This is a genomic window from Brevundimonas bullata, assembly GCF_003350205.1.
Taxonomy (GTDB): Bacteria; Pseudomonadota; Alphaproteobacteria; order Caulobacterales; family Caulobacteraceae; genus Brevundimonas; species Brevundimonas bullata.
Map to the genome: position 1 here is coordinate 35,071 of NZ_QLLC01000016.1, position 20,823 is coordinate 55,893.

18 protein-coding genes are annotated in these 20,823 nt (G+C 67.0%); 6 read left to right on the forward strand and 12 right to left on the reverse strand.

All coding sequences use genetic code 11. The annotated features are described in order from the left end of the window. Window positions 1-21: 21 nt before the first annotated feature. Together DXK21_RS09425 and DXK21_RS09430 are read left to right on the forward strand one after the other, a co-directional pair. Entirely contained in the window at window positions 22-1,365 is a 1,344-nt protein-coding gene (locus DXK21_RS09425; protein WP_114817527.1) for a hybrid sensor histidine kinase/response regulator, read from the forward strand. 114 nt (window positions 1,366-1,479) lie between these two features. After that, on the forward strand, window positions 1,480-2,193 hold the full coding sequence (locus DXK21_RS09430) for a DUF4893 domain-containing protein (RefSeq protein WP_114817528.1): 714 nt from the start codon (window positions 1,480-1,482) through the stop codon (window positions 2,191-2,193). Window positions 2,194-2,199: 6 nt separating this feature from the next. Here DXK21_RS09430 and DXK21_RS09435 read toward each other — a convergent pair whose 3' ends face one another. After that, window positions 2,200-3,360 (reverse strand): ATP-binding protein, encoded by a 1,161-nt coding sequence (locus DXK21_RS09435; protein ID WP_211306005.1) that lies wholly within the window; start codon window positions 3,358-3,360, stop codon window positions 2,200-2,202. Window positions 3,361-3,495: 135 nt separating this feature from the next. On the opposite strand from DXK21_RS09435, the gene DXK21_RS09440 reads away from it, so the two are divergent. Then, window positions 3,496-3,960 (forward strand): SPFH domain-containing protein, encoded by a 465-nt coding sequence (locus DXK21_RS09440; protein WP_245945169.1) that lies wholly within the window; start codon window positions 3,496-3,498, stop codon window positions 3,958-3,960. Between the two features lie 2 nt (window positions 3,961-3,962). Here DXK21_RS09440 and DXK21_RS09445 read toward each other — a convergent pair whose 3' ends face one another. Next, the gene (locus DXK21_RS09445; protein WP_114817531.1) at window positions 3,963-4,682 is read right to left on the reverse strand and encodes a Crp/Fnr family transcriptional regulator; all 720 of its coding nucleotides are present in this window, start codon (window positions 4,680-4,682) and stop codon (window positions 3,963-3,965) included. 164 nt (window positions 4,683-4,846) lie between these two features. Here DXK21_RS09445 and DXK21_RS09450 point away from each other — a divergent pair, with 164 nt between their 5' ends. Beyond that, complete coding sequence (locus tag DXK21_RS09450; protein WP_114817532.1) at window positions 4,847-5,047, forward strand: hypothetical protein; 201 nt, start codon at window positions 4,847-4,849, stop codon at window positions 5,045-5,047. Here the strand turns inward: DXK21_RS09450 and DXK21_RS09455 are convergent. The 3 genes from DXK21_RS09455 to DXK21_RS09465 all read right to left on the reverse strand — a co-directional run bounded on the left by DXK21_RS09455 (window position 5,044) and on the right by DXK21_RS09465 (window position 9,099). Continuing rightward, complete coding sequence (locus DXK21_RS09455; protein ID WP_114817533.1) at window positions 5,044-5,277, reverse strand: DUF6894 family protein; 234 nt, start codon at window positions 5,275-5,277, stop codon at window positions 5,044-5,046. The two genes, DXK21_RS09450 and DXK21_RS09455, sit on opposite strands and share 4 nt — an antisense overlap. A gap of 71 nt (window positions 5,278-5,348) precedes the next feature. Then, window positions 5,349-7,001 carry a serine hydrolase gene (locus DXK21_RS09460; protein ID WP_114817534.1) on the reverse strand — a complete coding sequence of 551 codons (1,653 nt, stop codon included), beginning with the start codon at window positions 6,999-7,001 and terminating at the stop codon, window positions 5,349-5,351. A gap of 187 nt (window positions 7,002-7,188) precedes the next feature. Next, complete coding sequence (locus tag DXK21_RS09465; protein WP_114817535.1) at window positions 7,189-9,099, reverse strand: BCCT family transporter; 1,911 nt, start codon at window positions 9,097-9,099, stop codon at window positions 7,189-7,191. Window positions 9,100-9,249: 150 nt separating this feature from the next. On the opposite strand from DXK21_RS09465, the gene DXK21_RS09470 reads away from it, so the two are divergent. After that, the gene (locus DXK21_RS09470; protein WP_114817536.1) at window positions 9,250-11,529 is read left to right on the forward strand and encodes a TonB-dependent receptor domain-containing protein; all 2,280 of its coding nucleotides are present in this window, start codon (window positions 9,250-9,252) and stop codon (window positions 11,527-11,529) included. A 3-nt stretch (window positions 11,530-11,532) separates the two neighbouring features. Here DXK21_RS09470 and DXK21_RS09475 read toward each other — a convergent pair whose 3' ends face one another. After that, on the reverse strand, window positions 11,533-12,177 hold the full coding sequence (locus DXK21_RS09475) for a LysE family translocator (RefSeq protein WP_114817565.1): 645 nt from the start codon (window positions 12,175-12,177) through the stop codon (window positions 11,533-11,535). Between the two features lie 166 nt (window positions 12,178-12,343). Between DXK21_RS09475 and clpB the strand changes: the two genes are divergently transcribed. After that, window positions 12,344-14,932, forward strand: coding sequence for an ATP-dependent chaperone ClpB (gene clpB, locus DXK21_RS09480; protein ID WP_114817566.1), 2,589 nt, complete (start codon window positions 12,344-12,346; stop codon window positions 14,930-14,932). Window positions 14,933-14,953: 21 nt separating this feature from the next. Here the strand turns inward: clpB and DXK21_RS16515 are convergent, their stop codons facing one another. From DXK21_RS16515 to DXK21_RS09505, 6 genes are all read right to left on the reverse strand, one after another. Beyond that, window positions 14,954-15,838 carry a hypothetical protein gene (locus tag DXK21_RS16515; protein WP_162790619.1) on the reverse strand — a complete coding sequence of 295 codons (885 nt, stop codon included), beginning with the start codon at window positions 15,836-15,838 and terminating at the stop codon, window positions 14,954-14,956. Beyond that, window positions 15,838-16,653, reverse strand: a complete 816-nt coding sequence (locus DXK21_RS09485) for a HipA family kinase (protein ID WP_162790620.1) — start codon at window positions 16,651-16,653, stop codon at window positions 15,838-15,840. The genes DXK21_RS16515 and DXK21_RS09485 overlap by 1 nt, the downstream gene beginning before the upstream one ends. A 113-nt stretch (window positions 16,654-16,766) precedes the next feature. Further along, entirely contained in the window at window positions 16,767-17,123 is a 357-nt protein-coding gene (locus DXK21_RS09490) for a hypothetical protein (RefSeq protein ID WP_114817538.1), read from the reverse strand. Window positions 17,124-17,379: 256 nt separating this feature from the next. Then, complete coding sequence (lpdA, locus tag DXK21_RS09495) at window positions 17,380-18,774, reverse strand: dihydrolipoyl dehydrogenase (protein WP_245945170.1); 1,395 nt, start codon at window positions 18,772-18,774, stop codon at window positions 17,380-17,382. A gap of 52 nt (window positions 18,775-18,826) precedes the next feature. Continuing rightward, a complete protein-coding gene (locus tag DXK21_RS09500; protein WP_114817540.1) occupies window positions 18,827-19,114 on the reverse strand; it encodes a GIY-YIG nuclease family protein in 288 nt (95 codons plus the stop codon). Between the two features lie 70 nt (window positions 19,115-19,184). Next, window positions 19,185-20,822 (reverse strand): 2-oxo acid dehydrogenase subunit E2, encoded by a 1,638-nt coding sequence (locus DXK21_RS09505; protein ID WP_114817541.1) that lies wholly within the window; start codon window positions 20,820-20,822, stop codon window positions 19,185-19,187. Window position 20,823 lies beyond the last annotated feature (1 nt).

Sequence of the window (20,823 nt, forward strand, 5' to 3'; positions counted from 1 at the left end):
GCGGTATCGGAGGGACGTGCGATGGAACTCGTTCTGGTGGTGGTCGCCCTGGCCTTGTCCGGCTGCTGGGCGGGATTGCGGATGGCGATGAAGGCTCGACGCGAGGTCGCGATCCTCCGGCGGATCAACCTCACGCTCGAAGCCTGCGCTGAGCAAAGGGCGCGCGAACTTCAGACCGCCCTGACCGCCGCCGAAGGCCAGGCGGCCCAGGTCGAGGCCGCGCACCGCGCCAAGACCGAGTTCCTGGCCAGCATGAGCCACGAATTGCGCACCCCCTTGAACGCCGTCATCGGCTTCTCCGACCTGATGCGGATGAACGAGGCGAGCGAGCCGCTCACCCATCGCCAGCATCAGGCGCTGGAACAGATCCGCGCCGCCGGCGCCCGTCTGTTGACCCTGGTCGATGAGGTGTTGAACCTGGCCGATATCGAGGGCGGGCGGCTGGCGCTGGCGGTCGAACGGGTCGATCCCCTGCTGGTCGCGCGTCAGGTCTGCCAGGCCCTGGGTCCCATGGCCGAGGCGGCGGGCGTGGACCTGCGCGAACCGCCGCCCGTCGCCGGTCTGGCCGCCCGCGCCGATTGCGAGCGCTTGCGTCAGGTGCTGACCGCCCTGATCGCCAACGCCGTCAAATACAACCGCCCCGGCGGCGCCGTCCTGATCGAGGCGCGCCAGTCCGCCGAAGGGGTCAGCCTCAGCATCCACGACACCGGGCCGGGTCTGCCCGCCGCCCGCATGGCCGAGCTGTTCCAGCCCTTCAACCGCCTGGGCCGCGAAGCCTCGGACGTGCCGGGCGCAGGCCTGGGCCTGGCCGTGGCGCGGCGTCTGATCCAGGCCATGGGCGGGCGGCTGGAGGCCGAAAGCCGCGAAGGCGAAGGGTCGGTCTTCATCGTCCATCTGCCGGTCGCCGCCGAGACGCCGCGCCTGGTTTCGGCCTCGCCCGTGCCGGCGACGCCCCTGCCGGAGGCGACCTTGCTCTATGTCGAGGACAACCCCTCCAACATCGCCCTGATGCGCCATGTGATCACGGCCCTGGGCCGCATCCAGCTGCATGTGGCCGAGACAGGACCGGAGGGTCTGACCCTGGCCCGCGACCTGCGCCCCGACGTCATCATCCTCGACATCAACCTGCCCGGCATGGACGGGTTCGAGGTCAAGGCGCGGCTGGCCGAGGACGCCCTGACGCGGGGCGTGCCGGTCCTGGCCCTGTCGGCCCGCGCGGCCTTCGCCGACATCCGGCGCGGCCGGGAGGCGGGCTTCGCCGAATACCTGACCAAGCCCTTGCAGATCCCGGCCTTGGTCGAGGCCCTGTCGCGCGCCCTGACCCCGACGCCAGCGACGTCGGCGAGCGCAGCCGACGCCGCGTAGAGCGCCTTTTGCAGCCTGCTCGTCGAACGCCGTGCTGGATCGCCGGGGTTGACGCGGCGCGCCCGGAGGGCTTCCTAGGCGGCAGGGGCTTCGACCCTGTGCTAGGGAGAGCCCATGTCACGTTCGTCAGCCGGCATTTCGCGTTTCAAGGCGAGGGTTCCTCGCGCCTTGACGCCGAGCCTTCTGGCGACGGCCCTGCTGGCCGGCTGCGCGACCACGCCGCCGCCGCCTCCGCCCCCTCCGCCGCCGTCCGCGCCCGACGCCCCCGGCGGCGCCGTCCTCACCGACTGGCGCGGGGTCATCACCGCCGCCGACCGCGACCGTTATCAGCGCCGCGACGCCGCCTGGACCCTGGCCCTGCAACAGGCCAAACGTCAGCCCGGATCGGGGGATCTGTCCAGCCTGGGCGACCTGATCGACCCGGGCGCGGCGCGTCCCTCGGTGACGCCGCCCGTTGGCGCCTACCGCTGCCGCACCGTCAAGCTGGGCTCGCAGGGCGGCGACGAGGGCCTGGGCTATGTCGTCTATGGCTGGTTCGCCTGCCGCATTGAACAGACCTCGGCCGGGCTGAAATTCTCCAAGCTGACCGGGTCGCAGCGCCCCAGCGGTTTGCTCTTCCCCGAGAACGACCGTCACATGGTCTTCCTGGGTTCAATGGTCCTGGCCTCCGAACCCGCCGCCCGCTCCTATGGCCAGCGGCCTGAACGCGACATGGTGGCCGTGGTCGAGCGCATCGGCGAACGCCGCTGGCGCATGGTCATCCCCTGGCCGGCGAACGAGTCCAATCTGGACCTGATCGAACTGGTCCCGGCGCCCGCTCGGCGGTAGCGCCGGTCAAGCGGTCCGGTATGCCGGATAGCGCCGCCAGCGCTTGATCAGGATGTTGCCATAGGTGCCAAGCGCCGGCAGCGGGTCCAGGGGATCAAAGATGGCGTGGCTGCACTGAACGGCGTCGACGGCGATCTGGGTCAGCCGCCGCAGCGCCTCGCCCGGCTTCGCCTGGCCGCGCCTGATCTGCTTGCCCAGCAGGGTCAGATCGCCCTTGGTCCAGACATAGCGCACCCCGCGCCGATAGACGGCCCAGGGATCAGCGGGCGGCTCAATGGCCTGTCCCAGGGCCAGCTTCAGCCCCCAGACGCTGTGCGGCAGACCGGCGCATTCCGAAATCCGTCCCAGGCTGACGCGCGGATTGACCTCCATGAAGGTCACGGCCCCGGTCGTCGGACAGACGATGAATTGGGCGCAGCCGGTCGAGGAATAGGCCAGGTGCGCCGCCAGCCTCTCGACCCCCTCGCGCACCAGGGGCGTCGGCTCGACCGTCACGCCATAGGTGGTGTAGCCGGTGCCGTCGTACTCGTGGGTGCGCGCCGCCTTGATCTCGACCGCCCCCAGCAGCCGTCCGCGATCAGCGCTGAAGATGACGCTGTGGCGCGGGCCGGTCAGATATTTCTGAACGATCAACTCGGGGTGGATGTCCGGCCAGTGCGGCATGGCGACGGCCAGTTGCGCCGTATCCGTGATGATCAGCGCCTTGCGGTCGAACAGCTCGGCGTCGACCACGGCCGGCTTGACGATCAGGGGATAGCCTATGGCCTCGGCGGCCGCGAACAGGCCCTCCATGTCGCGCACCCGCCGATAGGGCGCCAGGGCGACGCCCAGGGTCTCGCACAGCTCGAACATCGCCGTCTTGTTCATGCAGGTCTCGACCGTCTCGGCCTCGGGCATGATCAGTCGCCCGCGCGCCTCGAACGCGGCCCGGTGGCGCGTCATGAAGCGCGAGCCCGCCTCGCTGACCGGCTGGATGACGTCGACGGGGTTTCGCTCCAGCCAGTTCAGGATGACCGGCAGGGCCTCGTCCGTGCCCGGCTCCAGCGGCGAATGGCGGAAGGACCCGCTCACATGGCGCGACCATTCCAGATAGTTGCTGGAGATCGAAACCCCGGCGAAGACCCGGCAGCCCGCCTGGTTCAGGGCCTTGGCCACGGGAAAGGCCATGCGCGCGTCGCCGACCAGAAGGACGCGCAGGGCCGATAACCGAGAATGGGGTTCGCCAATCATCGCGGCTGACTAGGCCGCGCAAGTTGTGCGGTAAATCAAATACGCCTGTAGCGAGATGTCGCCGGGTCGTGCTTGACCGCCGCCGTTTGCGGCGTCCACCCTGAGCGCCTTCAGATTTCAGGGGAGGCGCGGATGCGCGGCGTGGGTTTCACTATCGGTTCGGTCATCGCTGTCGGCGTGCTGATCGCCGTCGTTCTGGTCGGCTTCCCGACCTACAACGTCTATTCCAAGCAGATGGCGGGCAAGGCGGCCTACGAAGAGGCGGTGCAGAACCGTCGCATCCGCGTGCTGGAGGCTCAGGCCGCCCTGGACTCGGCCAAGCTGACCGCCGCCGCCGAGATCGAGCGCGCCAAGGGCGCGAACGAGGCCAACCGCATCATGGCCCAGGCCCTGGGCGGACCCGAGGCCTATCTGCGCTGGTCCTACATCAACATGCTGCAGGAAACCGCCGGCAAGGAAGGCCGCCAGACCATCTACATCCCCACCGAGGCCGGCATGCCCATCCTCGAAGCCGGCCAGCGTCCGCCGGCGCGCTGAGGCTAGACCGGCTGCGAATGCAGCCGCAGATAGGTCGGGCCGAACTCGGCGATCTGCGACAGGCGCGGCCAGTCCAGAATTTCGACCTGAGGATTGCTCCAGCGAACCAGGCCTTCGCGCCGCAGTTCCGCGATCAATCGGTTGACGTGCACGGTCGACAGACCGAGCGCGTCGCTCAGGACCGTCTGGGTCAGCGGCAGGTTGAAGGTCTGGCCCTCGGTCAGACCGACAGCGCTCAGGCGTGTGAAGAGTTCGCACACCAGGTGCGCCAGATGGCCCAGCCCGCTGCGCCGCCCCATGGCCACCAGCCACTGGCGATGGATGGCGGCGTCGACGATGGTGTCCAGCCACAGCAGCCGCGTCAGGTGGGCGTGCTCCTCGGTCAGGCGGCGCAGGCGGCTGTGCGGCGCATGGGCGATGACGCAAGGACACAGCGTCACCACGCCATGGTCCATCTGCTTCATCAGCAGACTGTGAAGATCGACGAAATCGCCGGCGACATTGATCTCGGTGATCTGACGGCGCCCGTCCGCCAGGGTGGAATAGCGCGCGGTGAAGCCTTCCAGCAGCAGGATGCTGTGCTCGGTATAGGCGTGCTCCAGCACGATATCCACATGGGCGTCCACCTTGCGCGGCGCGTCGAGCACCTCGGCCAGGGCGGTGAGCTCGCTGGCCGAGACGATGTCGCGGCGCGTCAGTTTTTCGATAAGGGCGTTGGTCATTGGGGAGGGCCCACAAAAAAGCGACTGTGCGAACGCTTGAAGCGTCGAAGCGTTGCCGTAGGTCAGTGTCGTACTTTGCCGATTTCCGAACTTACATATGTGAATGCAGAGATTTCTGAACGGCTTAGGTTTCTCGGTGCGCGGCCCTCGCGTGGGGAAGCTCTATGACGACCTATCTCTGTCTGATCACGGTTCGCGAGGGTCAGGTCCCGCATCTGCGGCATATCGACTGCCCGGCCGAGGGTGAAATTTCCCAATTCCTTGCGCCGGTGCTGGCCGAATGGCCCCAGGTTCATCGGGTCGAGGTGCTGGACGGCGACCACCTGGCCTTCGTCATGGAAGCGCCGACCCGGATGACCGCCTAGGTCGACGACTGACTGGCGCAGGTCGTCAGCCTGACGACTTCGGTCTGGCGATCGTCGGTGACGATCACCCTGAACTGGCGGGTCTTCCAGAAGGCCCGTCCCTGATAGCGCAGGATCTCCCCCATCGTATCGAGGGCGACGGCGTGGGCCGCGTCCGCATCGGCCAGTTCCTGACCATCTTCATCGGGGATCAGGCGCCCGTTTTCGGTATGAAAGAAATAGCGCGGCAAGCGGGGTCTCCTTTGCGGGTCCCGACTAAAGACTCCCGCGCCGACTTTTGTTCATCGTCCTGTGCAGAAGGTCAGATCCGCGTCAGCCGCAGGTCCTGATAGTCGTAAGAGAAGTCGATGTCGGGCGACACGCCCTTGACCGTGGCGGTCGCGGGCTTGGCCGTGGCGATGTTGAAGGTGATGAAGGCGTCTTCTTCGCGCTTGTCGGGGAAGCGGGTGCGGAAGGTCTCGCCGTCATAGGGCTCCAGCCATCCCTGCAAGGCCGGGGTGTGGGTGAAGCGCAGCCACAGCCCGGTCTTGCGGTTACGGCCGCGCCCCTCGATCTTCGGCTCGATGACGATGTCGCCGTACCAGGGGTCGCGCCAGGTTCCGACATAGGCGTCCAGCGGCATGGAGGGCGCCGCGCCCGCCGTCTGCTTGGCGTCGATCTCGACGGCGGCCTTCAGCGACTTCTCGACCCCCTCGGCCTCCCGCTTTTTGGAGTCGGCGATCCAGTCAACGTCCACTTGGTTCATAGCGATGTCCGACAGGCCCGAGCGCAGGGCGCGCAGCAGGAAGCTCTCCTCGGCGTTGGTGAAGACGCTAAAGCCGATCTTGCGGCCGGGGATCAGCACCGTGGCCGAGATGCCGCCGGGCGAGCCGCCCCCGTGGGTGGCCAGACGCTCGCCGCGATAGTCCTGCACCTGCAAGCCCATGGCGTAGGTCGAGGCCACGGCGCGGTTGGGCAGCTCCGCCGTCGGTCCGTTGGACGAGGAGACGATGATGTTGGGCTTATACATCTCGCGCGCGGCGGCTTCGGAGAACAGCCGCGACCCGTCGGCCAGCTTGCCGTCGTTCAGGCGCACGGCGATCCATTTGGCCCAGTCGTGGGCGCTGGCGCAGATGCCGCCCGCCGCCGCCGCGGAATCCCAGTTCCACACCTCGACGATGGACTCCGCGATCTGGGTCATCGCGCCCTGATAGCGCAGCGGCGGCCCGACCCGACCGTGGGGCAGAGCGCTCTTCTTCGGATCGGCCAGGCGCGCCAGGGGCACGCTCTCGCTCATGCCCACCTTGTCGAAGATGCGGGTCTGGACAAAGTCCTCCCACGACAGGCCGGACACCTTCTCGATCACCGCGCCCGCCACCACGAACATCAGGTTGCAGTAGTGGTAGTCCTCGCGGAACCCGTCCTCGATGGGCACGAAGGCGGCCTGGGCCAGGACCTCGGCGCGCGTCCGGTCGCTGTTGGGCCAGAACAGCAGGTCCCCGGCGCCCAGACCGAACCCGGCGCGGTGGCTCAGGGTGTCGCGCACGGTGATGCGTTCGCCCACCATCGGGTCAGACAGGGTGAAGCCCGGCAGATAGGTCCTGATCGGCTCGTCCCACTTCACCTTGCCCTCGTCGACCAGGATGGCCAGGCAGGCGGCGGTGACGTTCTTGGAGTTTGAGGCGATGGCGAACAGGGTGTGTTCGTCGGCGGGCTCGGCCTTGCCCTGACGCCGTACGCCATAGCCCTTGGCCAGTACGGTCTTGCCGTCGCGGACCAGGGCCAGGGACACGGCGGGCTGTTCCGGCCAGGCGGCCATGCAACGCTGCACCCAGGCGTCGGCGGCGGCGGCGATCTCCTCGTCGGTACGCGTATCGGCGCGGACCTGGGCCAGGGCCAGACCGGGCAGGGCGGCGCTGGAGGCGGCGACGGCGGAGGAAATCAGCGCCGCGCGGCGCGACAGGCGGATGGACATGGGCAGGCTCCGAAACACAGAACCGCGACGCTAGCGTTCTGCGTCCGTCGGGCCAAGACCTGACTGTGCCCGTCATGCCGGCCGCAGCCTCGCTGGCGAGGCGAAGAGCCGGGACCGCTCAAGACGCCGCCGTCTGCGTTTCCTGCGGTCCCGGATAGCGGCTGCGCCGCTTCCGGGATGACGGAAGTCAGGCCGCCAGCCGCCACCGTTGCAGATGGTCCAGCACGTCGGCCACGATCTGCGCCCGCGTAAAGCCGGTGACGTCTCGGGCGCGCGTGCCGTCCCCGGTCTGGGCCGTCATCCGCCATTCCAGCGCGCGTCTCGCCTCCGGCGCCTCCAGCGCGGTCAGGGCGGGCAGGGGCCGCGACCGGGCGCCGATGCGATAGAGGAAGTCGCGGCCATTGGCGTGTTCGACCACCAGCCAAACCCCGGTTTCGTCCATCTCGACGCGGCTGTTCTCCAGCCCGCCCTCGACCAGGGCGTCGCGCACCTCGACCAGGGCCGGCGCGCCCTGCCGCTCGATCTGACGGGCGATGTCCTTGCGGCTGGCGGGGGCGAAGATGCGCTTCAGCCGCTCTCGGATCGGCGGCGCCTCGGTCTCGATCGCCTCGCCCTTGAGGTCGGCGTCCATCTGCCGCGCCAGTCCGAAGGCCAGCAGGATCATGATGACCGCAAACGGCAGGGCCGCCACCAGGGTCGCGGCCTGAAGCGCGCCCAGACCCCCCGCCAGCAGCAGCAGGGCCGCCGTCAGCCCCAGAAGCCCGCACCAGTAGACCCGCTGCCAGCGCGGCGTCTCCTCGGCTCCGCCCGACGCAATGGTGTCGATGACCAGCGAGCCGGAATCGGCCGAGGTGACGAAGAAGACGGCCACCAGGGCCACCGCCAGGGTCGAGGTGATGGCCGTGCCCGGCAGGTATTCCAGGAAGTGGAACAGGGCCGTCGACAGGTCGGCCTGCACCGCGTCCGAAATGGCGCCGCCTGCTATGCCGAGGTCCAGGCCCATGGCCGAGTTGCCGAAGACCGTCATCCACAGGAAGGTGAAGGCGGTCGGCACCAGCAGCACGCCGATGACGAACTCCCGCACCGTCCGCCCGCGCGAGATGCGGGCGATGAACATCCCCACGAACGGCGACCAGGCGATCCACCAGGCCCAGTAGAACAGGGTCCAGTCCGCCATCCAGGCCCGCGGCTCATAGGCGTAGAGGGTGAAGGTGCGGACGAAGAAGTGATCCAGATATAGGCCGAAATTCTGCACATAGGCCCGCAGCAGGAACAGGGTCGGCCCCACCGCCAGCACGAACAGCATCAGGCAGACGGCCAGGATCAGGTTCAGCTCGGACAGCCGCCGCACCCCCTTGTCCACCCCGGTTAGCACCGAGATCGTCGCCGCCCCCATGACCACGACGATCAGCCCGACCTGTACCATCACCGTATTGGGTACGCCCGCCACATAGTTCAGACCCGAGGTGATCTGGGCCACGCCTAGGCCCAGGGAGGTGGCGATGCCGAACAGGGTGCCGCAGATGGCGAAGATGTCGACCGCGTCGCCGATCGGCCCGTTGATGCGCTTGCCCAGCAGCGGATAGAGCCCCGACCGCATGGTCAGCGGCAGACCCTTGCGGTGGGCGAAATAGGCCAGGCTCAACCCCACGACGGCATAGATGGCCCAGGCGTGGACGCCCCAGTGGGTATAGGTGATGACCATGGCTTCGCGCGCGGCGTCTATCGTGCCGGGCGCCGCCTCGGGCGGGGCGATATAGTGCTGCACCGGCTCGGCCACGGCGAAATACATCAGGCCGATGCCCATGCCCGCCGCGAACAGCATGGCCAGCCATGAGACATAGGGGAAGTCCGGCTCCGCGTCGTCCGGTCCCAGCTTCAGCCGCCCCGTCGGTCCCACGGCCAGAACGGTGACGAACAGCAGGAAGCCCGCGACGACGGCCACATAGAACCAGCCGAAGGTGTCGATCACCCAGGCCTGGGCCGCGCCGAAAATCAGGTCGGACGTCGAGGGCGCGATCATGGCGAGGAGAAGCAGGGCGCCCGCGATGGCGCTGGCCCCCCAGAAGACACGGGGGTTCATCTTGGTCGTCAGCATGGGTCCCTAGCGCACGGCGACGCTTGGGGTTCCATGTCATGTCACAGAGCGGCCATCGGCATGAAGAAGATGTAACTGTGGTCGGCGACGACCGGCTGATAGTCGCTCTGTTCGAGGGGGCGTCGAGGGGACGTCCGCAGGGACGCGACCATGTCGAAACTGAAGCTTGCTCCGCTGCTGGGAGCCGTTCTGGCCTTGCCGGCGGGCGCCGTCCTGGCCGCCCAGACGCCGCCGCCCGCGGCAGGAACCCAGCAGGCCCAGACGCCCCCGGCCACGCCGAGCCCGCAGGACGCGGAAGACAAGGATCAGCCCGCCACCGTGGGCGACGTCGTCGTCACCGCCCGCGCCAACGACGTGCGGACCTCCATCGATTCCATCAGCTACAGCCTGGCCGACGATCTTCAGGCCGCGAACGGCACCCTGGCCGAGGCCCTGCGCAACCTGCCCTCCGTCGATGTCGACCCCCAGGGCAATGTCTCCCTGCGCGGCGACAGCAATGTCACCATCCTGGTCGACGGCCGCCCCTCGGCCATCTTGTCCGGGCCGAACCGCGCCGACGCCGTCCTGCAACTGCCCGGCAGCCGCTATGCGCGGATCGAGGTCATGACCAACCCCTCCGCCGCCTATAGCCCCGAGGGCTCCGGCGGCGTCATCAACCTGATCACCAAGCCGACCCCGCCGGCCGCTGTCGGAGCGCCCGGCGCTCCGGCGACGACGACCACCACCGGCTCCCTGCGGGTCAATGTCGGCGACAACGGGCGTTGGAACCTCGGCGCCAGCGGGTCGCGCCAGCGCGGCAAGCTGACCCTGACCGGCGACGTCAACTATCGCTACGACGATCAGAACTTCGCCTTCGACCGGCTGCGGGAACAGCTCGACCCCGTCACCGGCGCCGTCACCTCCACGACCACGACGGTCCAGGAGAACGACATGATCCAGAAGGGAGTCTTCGCCCGGCTCGCCGCCGAATACCGCCTGACCGACAAGACGATGCTGACCGGCGAGCTGCGCGCCAACCGCTTCGAGGCGGACTCCGAGGCCTGGGGGCTGTTCGAAACGCGCGATGCGTCGGGCACCCTGACCTCGGCCTACGCCCGCGACGGCGTGGGCGGCTTCAGCATGGACGGTTGGGGCGCCACCGCCCGCGTCCTGCATCAGTTCGACACCTCGGGCCATGAGTGGTCCAACGAGCTGCGCTACGACCGCAACGACCATGAGAGCACGTCGCTGAACGCCAACGTCTTCTCGGTTCCGGCGTCGCCGACGTTGTACGAGCAGCAGAGCAATCTCAGCGCTCAGGAAACGGTCGGCTTCACCAGCGCCTATACCCGCCCGATGGACGACGGCTCCAAGCTGCGCGCCGGTTATGAGCTGAGCCTCAGCCGCCCGGATCAGGACGCCGTGCTTCGGCGCGGCCCGTCGGAGGCCGCCCTGGCCCCCGTGCCGAGCCTGAGCAACCGCTTCGAGGCCGAACAGACGGTCCACGCCCTCTACGCTACCTATGAGCGCCCGTTCGGCGAGAAGCTGTCGGCCCAGTTCGGCCTGCGCCTGGAGCAGGCTGAAGTCGAGGTCGAGGACGTCACCAACGCCGTGCGCGCCTCTCAGGACTACTTCCGCGCCTATCCGACCGGCCACGTTCAGTACAAGCTGACGGATACCCAAACCCTGCGCGCCAGCTATTCGCGCCGCATCCAGCGGCCGCAGCCGACCCAGCTCAACCCCTTCGTGAGCTACGGCGATCCGCTGAACCTGCGCTCGGGCAACCCCGGCCTGGAGCCGCAAGAGACCGACAGCTTCGAGGCCATGTGGCAGATGCGGCGCGGCCAGAGCTTCTATCAGGCCACCGCCTATTACCGCGACACGACCAAGGCCTTCACCGACGTGGCGACCGACGTCGGCGGCGGGGTCCTGCTGACCCGGCCCGAGAACCTCGGCGCCCGGCGCGACCTCGGCGTCGAAGTGACCGCCAGCGGTCGCCTGCACCCGACCCTGCGCTACAACGCCAGCCTCAACGCCTTCCGTCAGGAGATCGACGCCGCCGGCATCCCCGGCGCGCGGGACCGCGAGGGCGACCTGGTGACGGGCCGCCTCAGCCTGAACTGGCAGGCCACGCCCAAGGACTTCGTCCAGGTCATGGGCTTCTGGCAGGGCGACCAGCTGCTGGCGCAAGGCACCCGCGAGAGCGGCGGGATGGTCAATCTGGGCTATCGCCGCAAGCTCAACGAGACTCTATCGCTGCAGTTCACCGCGCGCGACATCCTCAACTCCTTCGGCGGCGCCACCACCTATGACACGCCCCTGTTCCGCGAGCGCGTCGATCAGGACATCAACCTGCGCGCCTTCTACCTGGGTCTGACCTGGTCCTTCGGCGGCGGTCCCCGCAAGCCCGAGCCGCAGTTCGACTTCTCGACCGGCCCGACCGGGGGCTGATCATCAGGCCCGCGTCTCCCAGGCGGTCCAGACCGCGACGGCGACCAGGCCCAGGGCCATGGCGGCGCGCATCCTCGGCCCCTGGGCGCGCGTCAAAAGGGCGCCGCCCGCCCGCGCCGCCGTCAGCACGATGACCGAGTGGACGATGACGCTGACCACGACATGCAGGCTCCCCAGCGTCAGGGCCTGCGCCAGCAGCGGCCCCTGCGCCGGTCGGATGAAGCCGGGCAGCAGGACGACATAGAGCAGGGCCGCCTTGGGGTTCAGCAGGTTGCCGATCAGGCCGCGCCGGAACAGGGCGCGCCGCCGCGTCTCGATGGGCGCCGCGTCCGCACCGTCGCCGGTGCTGCGCCAGGCGTCCCAGGCCAGCCACAGCAGGAAGCCCACCCCCGCCCAGCGGATGGTCTGGTAGAGGGCGGGCCAAAGCAGCACCACCTCGGTCAGGCCGAAGGCGGCGGCCACCATCCACAGCGTCAGGCCCAGGGTGATCCCGGCCACCGCCGCCAGCCCCGCCGTCCGCCCCTGCGACAGCGAGACGATCGCCAGCCAGCCCATGTTCGGCCCCGGCGTCAGCTCCATCAGCGCCACCGCCGCCAGGAACGGCAGGACGACCGTCCGATCGACCGGCACGTGCGTCAGAAATTCCATGAAGCCTCCGATAGCCACGCTAGGCCCGGACGACCCCTTTCATCAATCGCGGGTGACGGGGCTTGCGTGGCCGATCCGCCACACCCACCTCGGTTTGACACAACTCAAGGCGTCGCTTCGTCGAAGGGCGCGTTGATGTATTTCCGCCTTCCGAGTGGACTGCACCATGAATCTCGACCTCTATTCCGACCGCGCCAAACAGGCCGTCCAATCCGCCCAGTCGCTGGCGCTCGCCCGGCGGCACCAGCAGTTCGCGCCCGAGCACCTGCTGAAGGTGCTGCTGGAGGAACGCGACGGCCTGGCCCGCAAGCTGATCGATCAGGCCGGCGGCGACCCGTCCGCCGTCGAGCTCGTCACCGAAGGCCTGCTGAAGAAGCGGCCCCAGGTCGAGGGCGGCTCGGGCCAGCTCTATCTGGACGGCGACACCGCCCGCGTCTTCAACGCCGCCGAGGAGGCCTCGAAAAAGGCCGGCGACGCCTTCGTCACCACCGAGCGCCTGCTGGCCGCCATCGCCAAGGAGGGCGGGGCCGCCGCCGAGGCGCTGAAATCCGCCGGCGTCACGCCCAAGAAGCTGGATGAAGCCGTCGCCGAGATGCGCAAGGGCAAGACCGCCGACAGCGCCGGCGCCGAGGATTCTTACGACGCCCTGAAACGCTACGCCCGCGACCTGACCGAGGCCGCGCGCGACGGCAAGGTCGACCCCGTCATCGGCCGCGACGAGGAGATCCGCCGCACCATCCAGGTCCTGGCCCGCCGCACCAAGAACAACCCCGTCCTGATCGGCGAGCCTGGCGTCGGCAAGACCGCCATCGTCGAGGGCCTCGCATTGAGGATCGTCAACGGCGACGTGCCCGAAAGCCTGAAGGACAAGAAGGTCCTGTCGCTCGACATGGGCAGCTTGATCGCCGGCGCCAAATACCGCGGTGAGTTCGAGGAGCGCCTGAAAGCCGTGCTCAACGAGGTGGCCCAGGCCGAGGGCGGCATCGTCCTCTTCATCGACGAGATGCACACCCTGGTCGGCGCCGGCAAGGGCGACGGGGCCATGGACGCCTCCAACCTCTTGAAGCCCGCCCTGGCGCGCGGCGAACTGCACTGCGTCGGCGCCACCACGCTCGATGAATACCGCAAGCACGTCGAAAAGGACGCGGCCCTGGCCCGCCGCTTCCAGCCGGTCTTTGTCGCCGAACCCACCGTCGAGGACACGGTGTCGATCCTGCGCGGCCTCAAGGAGAAGTACGAGGTCCACCACGGGGTGCGCATCAGCGACAGCGCCATCGTCGCCGCCGCCACCCTGTCGAACCGCTACATCACCGACCGCTTCCTGCCGGACAAGGCCATCGACCTGATCGACGAGGCCGCCAGCCGCGTGCGCATGGCCGTCGATTCCAAGCCCGAGGCGCTCGACGAAATTGACCGCCGCCTGGTCCAGCTCAAGATCGAGCGCGAGGCCCTGAAGAAGGAAAGCGACAGCGCCTCGCAGCAGCGTCTGGAGAAGATCGACGACGAGATCGCCGACCTCGAAGGCCAGTCGGACGACATGACCGCCCGCTGGAAGTCGGAAAAGGCCAAGGTCGGCCAGGGCGCGCAACTGCGCGAGACCCTGGACCGTCTGCGCGCCGAACTGGCCGCCGCCCAACGCGCCGGCGACCTCGGCCGCGCCTCAGAGATCGCCTACGGCCAGATTCCGCAGCTGGAACGTCAGCTGACCGACGCCGAAGCCGCCGAGAAACCCGCCGAAGGCCCCCTGACCCCAGAGGTCGTCGACGCCGAGCAGATCGCCGCCGTCGTCAGCCGCTGGACCGGCGTGCCCGTCGACAAGATGCTGGAGGGCGAGCGCGAGAAGCTGCTCAAGATGGAGGATGAACTGGGCCGCCGCGTGGTCGGTCAGGACGAGGCTCTGGAAGCCGTGTCCGACGCCGTGCGTCGCGCCCGCGCCGGGCTGAACGACCCCAATAAGCCGCTGGGCAGCTTCCTCTTCCTCGGCCCGACGGGCGTGGGCAAGACCGAGCTGACCAAGGCCCTGGCCGGCTATCTGTTCGACGACGACAACGCCATCACCCGCATCGACATGTCCGAATACATGGAGAAGCACTCGGTCAGCCGCCTGATCGGCGCCCCTCCCGGCTATGTCGGCTATGACGAGGGCGGCACCCTGACCGAGGCCGTGCGCCGTCGCCCCTATCAGGTCATCCTGTTCGACGAGGTCGAAAAGGCCCACCCCGACGTCTTCAACGTGCTTCTGCAAGTGCTGGACGACGGTCGCCTGACCGACGGCCAGGGCCGGACCATCGACTTCAAGAACACCCTGATCATCATGACCTCCAACCTGGGCAGCCAGTATCTGGCCGACCAGCCCGAGGGCGAGGATGTCGAGGCCGTCCGTCCCCTGGTCATGGAACAGGTCCGCGCCCACTTCCGGCCCGAGTTCCTGAACCGCATCGACGAGATCATCCTGTTCCACCGCCTCGGCCGCGAACAGATGGGCGGCATCGTCCGCATCCAGCTCGCTCGCCTCGAAAAGCTGATGGCCGACCGTCGCCTGACGCTCGCCCTGGACGACAGCGCCCTCAACTGGCTCGCCGACAAGGGCTACGACCCCGTCTACGGCGCCCGCCCCCTCAAGCGCGTCATCCAGAAGGAACTGGTCGACCCCATGGCCAAAAAACTCCTCGCCGGCGAGATCGAGGACGGGTCCGTGGTGGCCGTGTCAGCCGGCGAGGACGGGCTGGAGATCGGCAAGGCGCGGGTGCATTAGCACTCGCGCAACTCGTTCAGCTTATGCGGCTTCCGCTTGCAGGATTCGCGCACTTATTTCCTCAGTGCTGTGAAGAGGTCGAAAGCGAATTCGGCGCTGATCAGCCTGCCAAGTAAGTTGTTCAACTGTTTCATTCAGTCGATCAGCATCGCGTCTACTCATCTCGTCTCTTTGCGGAACTTCTACAAGCATTTCGTGAGAGTCCGACGGGGCATTGTCGTTGCTACCCCGATCTATCTCGAGATCCCACATTCTCTTGACGATCCTGTTCACGGTCTGTGCGCGAAAATTCGGAGCCATAAAATCAATATTGGCCACAATGCTTTCGCTTTTGTAGTCAACGTCGTTCTGGTGCGCAGGAAGTCTTTTGGCTCTAATAAAATGAGGTCTAAAATTGCTGATCAAGCTAGGTTTTTCGGCAAGAACTTTGCGTATTACTTCGGCTGCTGGCGCCTTTTTGCTTTCTGTTGTCTTATTATAAAGCGCGACGTTCTGGTCTGATGAAAAAATTTCTCGACGGTTATTATCATGTAGCGAAGAAGTTGCTGCGAGCCAAAACTCACAAATCTCTACAAGCGAGATTCCTGCCGCATCTTGTGGGTTGCCAATCATCACTCCGCTCACAGGTGCACGAAACTCGCGACCTATAAGGAGCCCGTGCTCAGCGAGTTGCTTTTCGAATGAACGTAAAGCTAGCCGTGCGACTTCAATTACTTCCGAGGCTTTGCCAGCCAGAAGGCATTCAAGACGTTCGAGTGAATTTGCACATTCTAGGTGGAAGTCATCCTTGGATACAGCAGCGATGCCAAGGACAAGACGTTCCGGGGAATCGGCGAATGGTCGCAACAGCAGTGGCATCCATTGCGCGTCAACGCGCTGCCGGAGAGATGGAAATCTCATCTCCATCACGCCGCTCCGACGCTCGTTTGTAGCGCGTCCGCCACAATCGGTTTTAGGTGCTGCCCACGATCTTTCAGAAACGAGACAAGGGCAGACCCTTCGCTCGCATCCAAAAATTGACCGAAGTTGCTCGCTGCGCCAGCCTCGGTCAGAGAATTATCATTGGCGAGCGAGCACACACTCATAGCTTCAGCCAATTTTTGGTCTCGCTGGTCCTTCGGGATGTAGGGCGTCAGCCAATCGCGCAACTTGTTTGAAAATATCTTGCTAGGGTCAAGGTCTGCGACGGTCCAAGTTGGCCCTGCAAAAGCGTGACCGTGATCAATGAGATAGACGTTGTCTCCCTCGAACAGAAGATTGCCTTGGTGCCTATCCGTATTCGCAATCCAGCTATCGAACCCATACATCAGCCCAGTTTTCGGCCACACCCCCAAGCGACGACAAGCGTCTTCGTACGCTGTTGGGTCTGCCCGGTCGTAGCACTGCCAAATGGCGGGTGTCTGAGCATCGACTGACACGAAAACGTACCGCCCAGAACCATCCGCCGAGGCAGGAGCCGCTGACAAGGAAAGGTCTCCATCCGGCACAAAGCCAAGGTAGGGACGTGGGATCGGCAAGCCTGCCGCGGTTGCCAACGCGGCGGCCAAGAGTTCGTTAGCTAGCTGTTTGCTGTCGAGGTCTTTGATGAAGGCGAGCCTAATATCGTTGTCGCCGACGACCACGCGCCCTCTGTAGGTCGGGTTTACATTGTTCTCGAAGTTGAAGCGGGTTGCGCCGGGAAGAACCGTCGCAAGGCCCACGTCCATGGTCGGCACTGTCATTTATAGGTCCCCATCTTGGGGCCAGTCTTAGCTCTGAAGTTGTTTTCCGCAATAGCTATAGCCAAGCCTACGACAATGGCGTCAATGGCTGACGGTAAGAACCAGCACGGTCATCACCCCAGCACCGGCATCACCTCCACCCCGTCGCAGACGAAGATGGACATGTGCGGGTGGCCCTCGAACAGGCGGGTCGCCGCCTCGTGGCTGTCGGCGCGCACCACCATGAAGACGGTCAGCAGGTTTACCATGTCCGTCACGGCGCCGTCGTCGCCGATGCGCTTGGTCGGGCCCAGCGGGCCGCCCTGATAGACGATGGCGTCGCGGTGCGCCTCTTCCCAGGCGGCGACGGCGGCCACGCCGATGCGGGCCGTCTCGGCCTGCTCGGCCTCGCTCATGGCGCGCCATGCCCGCCATTTGGGGCCGGTCTTGTCGCTGGTGAAGACGGCCAGGTAATGGGTCTCGGCGCTCATCGAAGCCTCCCGTTTGCGGGGAGGGTCGGACTTTCGTTTGACGAGGGCAAGCGGGACCGGTTCCTTCTCCCCTTGAGGGAGAAGGTGGGCGCCGGAGGCGCTCGGATGAGGGGTGTCAGCGCTGAGGGGTCAGGAAGAAGAATGGCGGCGCCTGAGCGAGCAAGCGGCGGCGCCGTCACCCCTCATCCGTCATGCTCCGCACGACACCTTCTCCCACGAGGGGAGAAGGAAGAACGCGCTCAAGCAGCGAGCGACTTTAGATGTGTATAGCGTGCCCCAAGGCCCGCAGGCTGGCCTCGTGGAAGGCCTCGCCCAAGGTCGGGTGGACGTGGATGGTTCCCGCCACGTCCTCCAGCACGGCGCCCATTTCCAGCATCTGGGCGAAGCTGTTGGACATCTCGGAGACGTGCTGGCCGACGGCCTGGATCCCCAGGATGCGGTGGTCGGTCTTGGAGGCGATGACGCGGACGAAGCCGCCGTCCTCGCCGGCCTCGATGGCCAGGGCGCGGCCGATGGCGGCGAAGGGGAAGACGGACTGGATCACATCGTCGCGGCCCTCGACGTCCTGCGGACCCAGGCCCGCCGAGACGATCTCCGGCTCGGTGAAGCAGACGGCGGCGATGGTGACGGGATCGAAGACGCGGTCATGGCCCGCGATGATCTCGGCCACGACCTCGCCCTGGGCCGAGCCCTTGTGCGCCAGCATGGGTTCGCCGGTCAGGTCGCCGACGGCCCAGACGTTCTTCATCGAGGTGGCGCAGCGCCTGTCGATCTTCACGAAGGCGCCGTCCATGGCGACGCCCATGGTCTCCAGACCCCAGCCCTTGGTGCGCGGGCGACGGCCGACGGTGACCAGCACCTTGTCGGCGTCCAGTTGCATCGGATTGCCGTCCTTGTCGGTGACGTTCAGCTTGCCGTCGCCAAAGCCGCCCGCGCGGGCGCCGAGGAACAGCTCGACGCCGTGCTTCTCCAGCCACTTCTGCACCGGGTCGGTCAGGGCCTTGTCGTAGAGCGGCAGCAGCCGGTCGGCCATCTCGACGATGGCCACCTCGGCGCCCAGCTTGCGGAAGGCGATGCCCAGTTCCAGGCCGATATAGCCGCCGCCGACGACGACCAGCTTCTTGGGCACCTCCGACAGGCTCAGGGCTTCGGTGGACGAAATCACGTCGCCGCCGAAGGGCAGGAAGGGCAGTTCGACCGGCTCCGACCCCGTGGCCAGGATGACGTGTTCGGCGGTGATCAGGATGGGGCCGTCAGCGGTCTCGACGCGGCAGGTCTTGGCGTCCGAGAACTCGGCCCAGCCCTTGATGACCTTGACCTTGGCCTTCTTCAGCAGGGCGGCGACGCCGGCGTTAAGCTTCTTGACGATGCCGTCCTTCCATTCGACCGTCTTGGACAGGTCGATGGCCGGGGCCGACGCGGTGATGCCCAGGGTGCCGTCGCCAGCGGCCTTGGCCACCGTCTCATACTTGCCCGCGGCGTGGATGATGGCCTTGGACGGAATGCAGCCGACGTTCAGGCAGGTCCCGCCCAGGCCGTCGCCGCCGTCCACCAGCACGGTGTCCAGCCCCAACTGGCCGCAACGGATGCCCGCGACATAGCCGCCGGTGCCGGCGCCGATGATCAGGACTTTGGTTTTCAGGGTCTGCATGATCCGAACAACTTCCGCTCATCCCCGCGGAGGCGGGGACCCAGGTTTTTGGCTATGCGCTCAGCGTCTCGACGAGATCGCGCCAGCCGGGGTTCATTTCTTCAATCAGCCGCAGTTTCCACTGCCGATTCCATTTCTTGATCTGACGCTCCCGTCGAAACGCCGCCTCGCGGGTTTCGTGCGTTTCGAACCAGACCAGCCTCTCTACGTCGTGCTCGGCGGTGAACTTGGACCCCGCCCCTTCCTTGTGCTGCCAGGCGCGCAGACCAATGTCGTCGGTCGAACCCGTATAGAGCGTCCCATTCCGTCGGCTGGCCATGATGTAGGTGAAAAAGGCCAAGGGCGGGGTCCGAAGCTAAAGCCTGGGTCCCCGCCTCCGCGGGGATGAGCGGAAGGAAGGTGCTGGGTTCTCAGTTCATCCAGAGCGTGGCCGGGTGCTCCAGCAGGCCCTTGATGCGCTGCACGAAGACCGCCGCATCATGCCCGTCGACGATGCGGTGATCGAAGCTGGAGCTGAGGTTCATCATCTTGCACACGACCATCTGGCCGTCCTTGACCACCACGCGCTCGGCGATCTTGTTCGGGCCGACGATGGCGACCTCGGGGTGGTTGATGATGGGCGTGTGCACCACGCCGCCCAGCGTCCCCAGCGAGGTGATGGTGATGGTCGAGCCGGACAGTTCCTCGCGCTTGGCCGAGCCGTCCTTGGCCGCGCCCGAGACGCGGGCGATTTCCAGGGCGGTGGCGTAGGGGTCCAGCGCCTCGGCGTGGCGGACGACCGGCACCATCAAGCCGTTCGGCGTCTGGGCGGCGATGCCCAGATGGACCGGGGCGTGCGTCGTCAGGACGCCGGCCTCGTCGTCGTAATGGCTGTTGATGGTCGGCTGGTCGCGCAGGGCCACGACGATGGCGCGGGCGATGAAGGGTAGGACGTTCAGCTTGGGCTGGTCCTTGGCCTTGGTCGCGTTCAGGTGGGCGCGCAGTTCCTCCACCGCCGTCATGTCGATTTCCTCGACATAGGTGATGTGCGGGATGCGACGCACGCTCTCGGCCATCTTCTCCGCGATCTTGCGGCGCAGGCCGATGATCTTGGTCTCGGTGGCGCCCTCGGCGCGGGCGTAGGTCGAGGACGCCGTGCCGCTCGTGGCGGCGGGCATGGACCCCCCGCGCGCGACGAAGGCGTCCAGGTTTTCATGCTGGATGCGGCCGGCGGGACCCGAGCCCGGCACGAAGGCCAGGTCGATGCCCAGATCACGGGCGCGGTTGCGCACGGCGGGCGAGGCCAGGGCGCGTTCGCCCGGCTGGCGGCCGGTCATGGCCGGGACGGGCTTGGCTTCGGCCTTGGGCGCAGGAGCGGCCTTGGCGACCGGCGCAGGCGCGGCCTTTTCAGCTTTGGCGACGGGCGCGGGGGCCGCAGCCGGAGCGGCGGCGACATTGCCCTTGCCCTGGACGTTGAAGCTGACCAGAGGCCCGCCGACGGGGACCTGCTGGCCCGCGTCGCCGTGCAGGGCGACGACCACGCCGTTGATGGGGCTGGTGATCTCGACCGTCGCCTTGTCGGTCATGATGTCGGCGAGGATCTGATCCTCCTCGACCGCGTCGCCGACCTTGACGTGCCAGCCCACCAACTCGGCCTCGGCCGTGCCTTCGCCCACGTCGGGCAGCTTGAACACATAGTTCCCGGCGACGGCCGGGGCGTTGACCGGGGCGGTCTCGACCTTCGGCGCTTCAACAGCGACGAGGGCGGGCTCGGACTTGGCGGCGACGGGGGTCGGAGTCGGCTCGGCGTCGGCGGCATTGCCCGCGCCCTCGACCTCGAACTCGACCAGGGGGCCGCGCACGGGGATCATCTGGCCGGGCTCGCCGTGGATGGCCAGAACCTTGCCGCTGACCGGGGCGGTGATTTCCACCGTGGCCTTGTCGGTCATGATGTCGGCGACGATCTGGTCTTCCTCGACCCTGTCGCCGACCGCGATATGCCAGGCGACCAGTTCGGCCTCGGCGGTGCCTTCGCCCACGTCGGGCAGCTTGAAGACGAAACGACCCATC

Coding starts and splice junctions, on each gene's coding strand:
- DXK21_RS09465 (WP_114817535.1), bottom strand. CDS start 9,099: ATGCTGACGACCAAGATGAACCCCCGTGTCTTCTGGGGGGCCAGCGCC.
- DXK21_RS09485 (WP_162790620.1), bottom strand. CDS start 16,653: ATGACAGTGCCGACCATGGACGTGGGCCTTGCGACGGTTCTTCCCGGC.
- DXK21_RS09490 (WP_114817538.1), bottom strand. CDS start 17,123: ATGAGCGCCGAGACCCATTACCTGGCCGTCTTCACCAGCGACAAGACC.
- DXK21_RS09460 (WP_114817534.1), bottom strand. CDS start 7,001: ATGTCCATCCGCCTGTCGCGCCGCGCGGCGCTGATTTCCTCCGCCGTC.
- DXK21_RS09450 (WP_114817532.1), top strand. CDS start 4,847: ATGACGACCTATCTCTGTCTGATCACGGTTCGCGAGGGTCAGGTCCCG.
- clpB (WP_114817566.1), top strand. CDS start 12,344: ATGAATCTCGACCTCTATTCCGACCGCGCCAAACAGGCCGTCCAATCC.
- DXK21_RS09445 (WP_114817531.1), bottom strand. CDS start 4,682: ATGACCAACGCCCTTATCGAAAAACTGACGCGCCGCGACATCGTCTCG.
- DXK21_RS16515 (WP_162790619.1), bottom strand. CDS start 15,838: ATGGAGATGAGATTTCCATCTCTCCGGCAGCGCGTTGACGCGCAATGG.
- DXK21_RS09505 (WP_114817541.1), bottom strand. CDS start 20,822: ATGGGTCGTTTCGTCTTCAAGCTGCCCGACGTGGGCGAAGGCACCGCC.
- DXK21_RS09435 (WP_211306005.1), bottom strand. CDS start 3,360: ATGGCCTTTCCCGTGGCCAAGGCCCTGAACCAGGCGGGCTGCCGGGTC.
- lpdA (WP_245945170.1), bottom strand. CDS start 18,774: ATGCAGACCCTGAAAACCAAAGTCCTGATCATCGGCGCCGGCACCGGC.
- DXK21_RS09475 (WP_114817565.1), bottom strand. CDS start 12,177: ATGGAATTTCTGACGCACGTGCCGGTCGATCGGACGGTCGTCCTGCCG.
- DXK21_RS09430 (WP_114817528.1), top strand. CDS start 1,480: ATGTCACGTTCGTCAGCCGGCATTTCGCGTTTCAAGGCGAGGGTTCCT.
- DXK21_RS09425 (WP_114817527.1), top strand. CDS start 22: ATGGAACTCGTTCTGGTGGTGGTCGCCCTGGCCTTGTCCGGCTGCTGG.
- DXK21_RS09470 (WP_114817536.1), top strand. CDS start 9,250: ATGTCGAAACTGAAGCTTGCTCCGCTGCTGGGAGCCGTTCTGGCCTTG.